We start from the raw sequence: 5,714 nt of genomic DNA, 5'->3' as shown, positions 1-5,714 counted from the left end.
ATCCGATCCCACTGCGCATCGTCGAGTTCGTAACGCTTCACACCCATCAAAGACCTCCGCCAACACGGAGACCTATGAATCACGCATCAGGACGCTCGGGAATCACTGAATGTCGATTGGGCCTAGGTCCGAGAGCGCTATCAGTGCGCGTTCCAGCAGCCAAGGCTCCGGCGTCTCGTCATTTTCGGCAAGCACGACCGCGGCGGAGGCCTCGGTCGGGTGGGCCTTCAGCCATGCGAGAAAGGGCTTGTGGATCTCGTAGGCATCGCCGCCGTCCATGGTGGCGATCGCACGGCTGACGAAGTCGGCCATTTCACGCCAGGTCGATGAGAGGCGCGGCGTCACCCGTCCGATGAATTCTAACGCCTGCCATCGCTCGTAGCGCTGCAGGGCGACGAACGCCGGCTGGTCGATTCCGGCAAGGAAGTCGATTTCGCCGGTGTTATGTAGATCCACGCACAGGTCGTCGAGCGTAGCGTCGGCCTCCGAGGCGCGCCTCCCGGTGACAGCATTCCAGAGGGCGCCGGATAGGAAGTCCGCCTTCGCCGAATCGGTCGTCCAGGGTGGGGCGTCCTGTGTCATGGCGGGAGTTTGAACTGGAATGGGCTGGAGCGCCAAGAAACCCCACGAAACGGAGCGAAATCCCGTCGCCGGCAAACTATTTCGCGTAACGCGGTTTGCTACCCATGTGCTACCCGGAAAGCAAAAGGGGTTAGCAGCGAACTGCTAACCCCTTGAAAAATTGGTGGAGCTTAGCGGAGTCGAACCGCTGACCTCTTGCATGCCATGCAAGCGCTCTACCAACTGAGCTAAAGCCCCGGACCTGTCGGTCTGGTTCGCCCGGTTCATCTTGCGATGGCCCCCGGCGAGGCGGCGATAGCTCGGAGCCAATGATACCAAGTCGATCCGGGGGCAGCCCCAGACAGCAGAATCTAGCCGATGAGCGACGGATACGACAGACCCCTACCGCCCTTTTCTGTCGATTGGCGTGACGCGCGAGTGACAGGGTGTGACACGCGGTCGGGGTCATGATTCTTCAAATCGGGTACCATTTCAAAAAGGGTATCCAAGATCGAGCGAGGCGAGCGCCGTATCGATTTAGTAGAATTCTGCGCTATCGCCGATGCCCTGGGCCATGATCGAAGCAAATTATTCGCTGAAGCGTCGGCATTGATCAAATAGACTTACCGACCGTAGTTTGCGCTGCCGACTACGGAGATTTTAGAGCAGGATCCCTTGATCCTGCCCCTCCCCATCGTCTCCAAAGCGAGGCGGCCGCGTCTCATCTGGGGTAGGCCGGGGCAGCTCCTCGAAATGGAACAGATCAGAGTCGAGGATGGTCGCCAGCATCTCGGTCGCCGAGGGTTCAAGCGCGACGCATCTCTCAACGGCCTCTAGGACGTCCAGAAGTTCCTCCGTGACCCCAGCCGTCCAAGTCTCTGGGCGAACGTTGTCCAGAGGGGAGCTTTTCCGTCCTGCTCGATCACGCATCCGATAACCCAGCCAGCTATCGACGACTCTTAGCGTTGAAACCTCGTAGCTCCAGACCGCCGCAGAAACGCCCTCGATTTGACCGTCTCCAACATGCAGAATACCTTCCTCCTCATCATATGAGTATTCGTTCGGATAGCGTTCGGCACGGTGAGGAATGTCCACCCGTAGACGAGCAGTACCTTCCGGTAGGCCTTCTAGCATTTCAGCGAAGTGGTCACCAAACGTCTCGACGGCAATAAACTTCCGACCGAGCTCCGCTGCCATTTCGAATAGCTCCGATGACTTCGTCACGGGAATTCTCACATCTGAGTCTGACAGCTGGTCCCAGAAATTTGACACGAATGAGCGCCCACCGAGAAGTCCCGCGACATACTGAAAGATTTCGGTTGCTTCTACAGTCCGCCCGAACGATTCAGACAGCAGGCTTGCCAACCCGTTGGTGACGTTGGGCCGAAGCCCTTCAGGATCACGGTATAGCGGAATTAAGCTCTTGCCGCCGAACGAACCTTGGAAGTGGTCTAGGTCGGTGATGTGAGATGCAAAGGTTGCCGATGGACCGTATCCGAGCGGCGTCGAAAGCAGGCTGGTCAGATAAATCTGGGCATCGCTATGAGCATTCCAGATGGCGGGCTTGATGTAGTCGCCGACCCTTGCATCGTAGAGCGCCCATTGGCGGTCAAAGCTCCTGTAACAATAACGAACTGGGGTAGGTGATGGTGTGCCGACGGGGAGGTCCGCTAATGCAGGCTCACCTATACCAGGGTGATTACCTCGATCTGATGACCACTCGATTGTTCGATCTCTGGTCTCCTTGAGGGCCGTTCGACGGTCCGGTTCTGAACATCGCAAAAAGGTTTCCCATCGTTCGGCCAAGACCTCTCTAGTGTGCCCGATTGGCCATGTTCTCACAAACTGGGCACCGTTATGCTGCCAAGGAAACAACTGCTGTATAGTGGGCCACTGGGCGTAGACTCCTTCGAGAGCTGGCTTGAACGGAGCATGCCAGTCGCTGGGGCAGTCTCGCCAAGCTAGATCGGCGAAAGTTCTGATCCTTCCAACTTGGTCCAGTTTCTCTGCGCTGCTACCGCTTACACGCGTATAGTGAACCACAGCTGGAACTTCTCGGCTAACCGCGCCTGCTGTGACCCCTACAGCAATGGCAACGGGCGTTTGAATGGCGAAGACGTTGGGCTCGCGGCGCGCTCCGAGCGAACCCCCTCCAAGGTCGATGATCCAGAGTTCATCGAAGGACCGCCGCATTTCTTCGCGCATTCCCACAAAACCCGGCCCTGATAGGTAGCTGGAACCGGTTATGAACGAGATGATGCCAGGAGCTACTTGGCCGGGCTGCCTAGTATCAAACACCTTCCAAAGCGCCCAACGCCAAAAATACACATAGTCGTTGTAGATGCTCCGCAAGTTGACGCCTTGACCCGCTCGGCGCGCAGGCTCGAGGAAATCCTCCAAGATAGGAACAGCTTGGCTTTGATCTCCGAATCTGACCCATCCGCCCTTGCGAGCAGCGCCTTCCTCCATTTGGCGATCGTAGGGAGGATTGCCGATGCAGACTATGACTTGCTGATCCGCCTTAACCCGCCTCGCGTTCTCTCGCTCGTCCGCGAGCGGTTTATGCATAAGCGGAATCAACAGCCCCTCGTTCTGCGGTGTGGGGCTTTCGAGGGTATCTGCAAGAAAGACCCGTAGTGGCTGATCCGCTAACGGATCGTCGTCCTCGTCACCGGCCGCGCTTGCTAGTTCTCTGCTGAGGCGCAAGTGGGCAACGGCGTATGGGCCGATCAATAATTCGAAGCCAATCAGGTTTCTAGCTAGCTCTCGCGCGCGAGATGGCCTTTGCGCTCCAGCCCGCCTATCTACGATTTCCATCGCTCGCTGAATGGCCGCGACGAGGTAAGTGCCAGTCCCGACTGCTGGGTCAAGAACGGTGACTCCCTCGTCTGCGTAGGAATACCGTTTGCCAAATCGGCGTTCTAGGAGGTCAGAGACGAGCCGAACTTGGCACTGCACAACTTGGGCAGGGGTGTAATAAACCCCGGCGTTGCGAGCCAAGACTGGATCATAGGCTCTCAGAAAATCTTCATAGAAGTAGAGCCAGGGATCCGAGACCTCCCGCTGCACATCGTCGGGTTCGAGCGCGTTTAATACCCTTTGAAGTATGCTAACGCCGAGACGTATGTCTTCACGAACCTCCTCTTGTGTAAGGATTCGCAGAATTCGACCGAGCAAAGAGTTTTCAGCGCGCAACGCACGCTCGGCGTCGGCAGGGTCGGAGACGTCGGCGCCTTCTAAGCGGGCCAGTAGCAATGCCGCGGTGAGAGTCTGCGCATAGGCGTCAGCAAACTCAGTGTCAGTAAAATCGGGAAACAGGAATGCCCGCCACTCCTCCCTGAGCGCAATCAGGCTGGGAGTGTTGTTGTCAACGGCCGCTTTTACGTCATCGCGAATGATCCGTGCCAAAGGCGCGAGAAAACGAGCGAGGGATTGAGGTTGATGGGGGACGATTGGATGCCACGTCAAAAACGCACGCAGCAACGCTCCCAATCTCCGGCCGTCAGCCTGTGTGACAGCAGCACGTCCCTGTTCCGTGGGTTCTCCAGTGAGAGTCAGGATCGCCATTTCTTGGCCTAGCTGAAACAGCCGCCATTCCCGCCCGTTCGTGTAAATCAGATTGGGCAGGGCTTGAAATTTTTCCCACTGCTGCTTGTTGCGTCCTCGCATTAGGAGGGGATCGATGGTCTCTCGCGGAGCCTTCAACTCAATATGTCCGCATAGGAGCCCTCCAGACAGTACGCCGATATCCGGCCGCCCCTGCGAGACTACGATCTCCGGAGTAGTTTGAACGTCAAGCTCCTGAAGTTGACCGGCCGCTTCGATCAATGTGGAGACGGGACGCTTGAGCTGCTCTTCGGCTTGACCTCGCGCTAGCCGAGCGAAGGCAGCCTGTAAGCTGTCGGCGAAGGTTTGAGCCGCTTCGAACATGTAGCCTCCCTGTTCCCCAGAAACTGCCCTGCTTCGTTCATCAACACCACACGCTATGCAGGCGGCGCGCCAGAACGCCACAGTCATTCAGATGTATTGGATCGGCGCGGCCTGCCCAGGGTAACCTATTCAATCAGGCCTGATCGCCCCGCAGCTGTGAGATGATCGGGTCGAAAATCTCGGGACAGACGCATCAGCAGTTGAACCCGCGCCTGAACCGCCTCGCGGTCGTCAGCCTTTGGAAACTGCATATTGTCGCTGAGCCAAGCGGCGTTGAGCTTCCAAGGCTCTATATAGACCCCTGCCTGTTCAGCCGCCCATGCGTGGACGTGGCCGACCATGTATCGGCTAGGACGGCCTTTGAAGAAGCCGCGCGGGGCAGCAGGAGGGCCTTTCCCTCGGAGCCTCCAGTTTGAAATCGTTTGAAGGTGGACTCCAATGGCCTTTGCAAGCTCAACGCTAGTAATGAACAACCATGGAGCCATCTGGGCCACTTGAGAGGCATTGAGGCGTTCTCTATATTCCGTTCTCATGCAAATCTCCTTTGAATTTGTGCGAACTATTTCAAAAGAGATTATGACCTTTGGGGTCCTTCGTCCCTGGTTCTTATTGGTCCATTCGTTCCTTAGACAGGCAGGTGCCGTGCCTGCCTATTCAAGCTAGGATGGAGCCGAGACACCTCAGGCATTTGGACAACGGCCGTGACAGCTTCTAGCCGGGATCGCTGAACTTCGCAGCGCTATTCAGGATCCGCGCGATCCCAAAAAGCGCAAGTCCAGCCGAAACCGCACTGGAGAGCGCATACGCGAAAAGCACGAAAGCAAGTAGGCTCAATGCCTTCGTAGGATATGCTTCGACGAGAAACATCGCAGCAAGCGCAACGACCTGCACCAGGATGAAATGCACTAGGCGGGCGGCCAAATCCATGAAGTAAGAATCAGCCTCGCCATCCTCAGCCAAGATGCGGAACGTCTTCATGCTGGGTGCCGCCAAGATGATAGCAACAGCCCCGACGGAAAAACCAAGAAGGTTCGGCAGCACGCTGATCCCAGTATCGACCCAACTCGGGTGCTTCCAAAGCGGTGCTAGCGCCCAAGATGCGCCACACGCGGCAAACAGATAGGGTGATCTAAGCAGTCCTCGCAAGCCGCCGTACGCTGCCCAATAGGCAGCGCCGTCGCCTTGGTTCTTCAAATCAGAAGAGACCGATGGAGCCCATAAGG

General features: G+C 57.2%; 3 protein-coding genes and 1 tRNA gene. All 4 read right to left on the bottom strand.

Annotated features, from left to right (window positions below):
* Positions 1-102: 102 nt before the first annotated feature.
* Positions 103-582 (bottom strand): hypothetical protein, encoded by a 480-nt coding sequence (locus WC585_RS17075; protein WP_373259210.1) that lies wholly within the window; start codon positions 580-582, stop codon positions 103-105.
* A gap of 161 nt (positions 583-743) precedes the next feature.
* Positions 744-819, bottom strand: a tRNA-Ala gene (locus tag WC585_RS17070).
* A gap of 402 nt (positions 820-1,221) precedes the next feature.
* On the bottom strand, positions 1,222-4,491 hold the full coding sequence (locus tag WC585_RS17065; protein ID WP_373259208.1) for a type ISP restriction/modification enzyme: 3,270 nt from the start codon (positions 4,489-4,491) through the stop codon (positions 1,222-1,224).
* A 711-nt stretch (positions 4,492-5,202) separates the two neighbouring features.
* The coding region (locus WC585_RS17060; RefSeq protein WP_373259207.1) for a hypothetical protein at positions 5,203-5,714 on the bottom strand (512 nt) is incomplete at its 5' end.

The sequence above is a fragment of the Brevundimonas sp. genome, from assembly GCF_041648055.1.
In the GTDB taxonomy this organism is placed as follows: domain Bacteria; phylum Pseudomonadota; class Alphaproteobacteria; order Caulobacterales; family Caulobacteraceae; genus Brevundimonas.
This window is presented reverse-complemented; position numbering and strand designations above follow the sequence as displayed.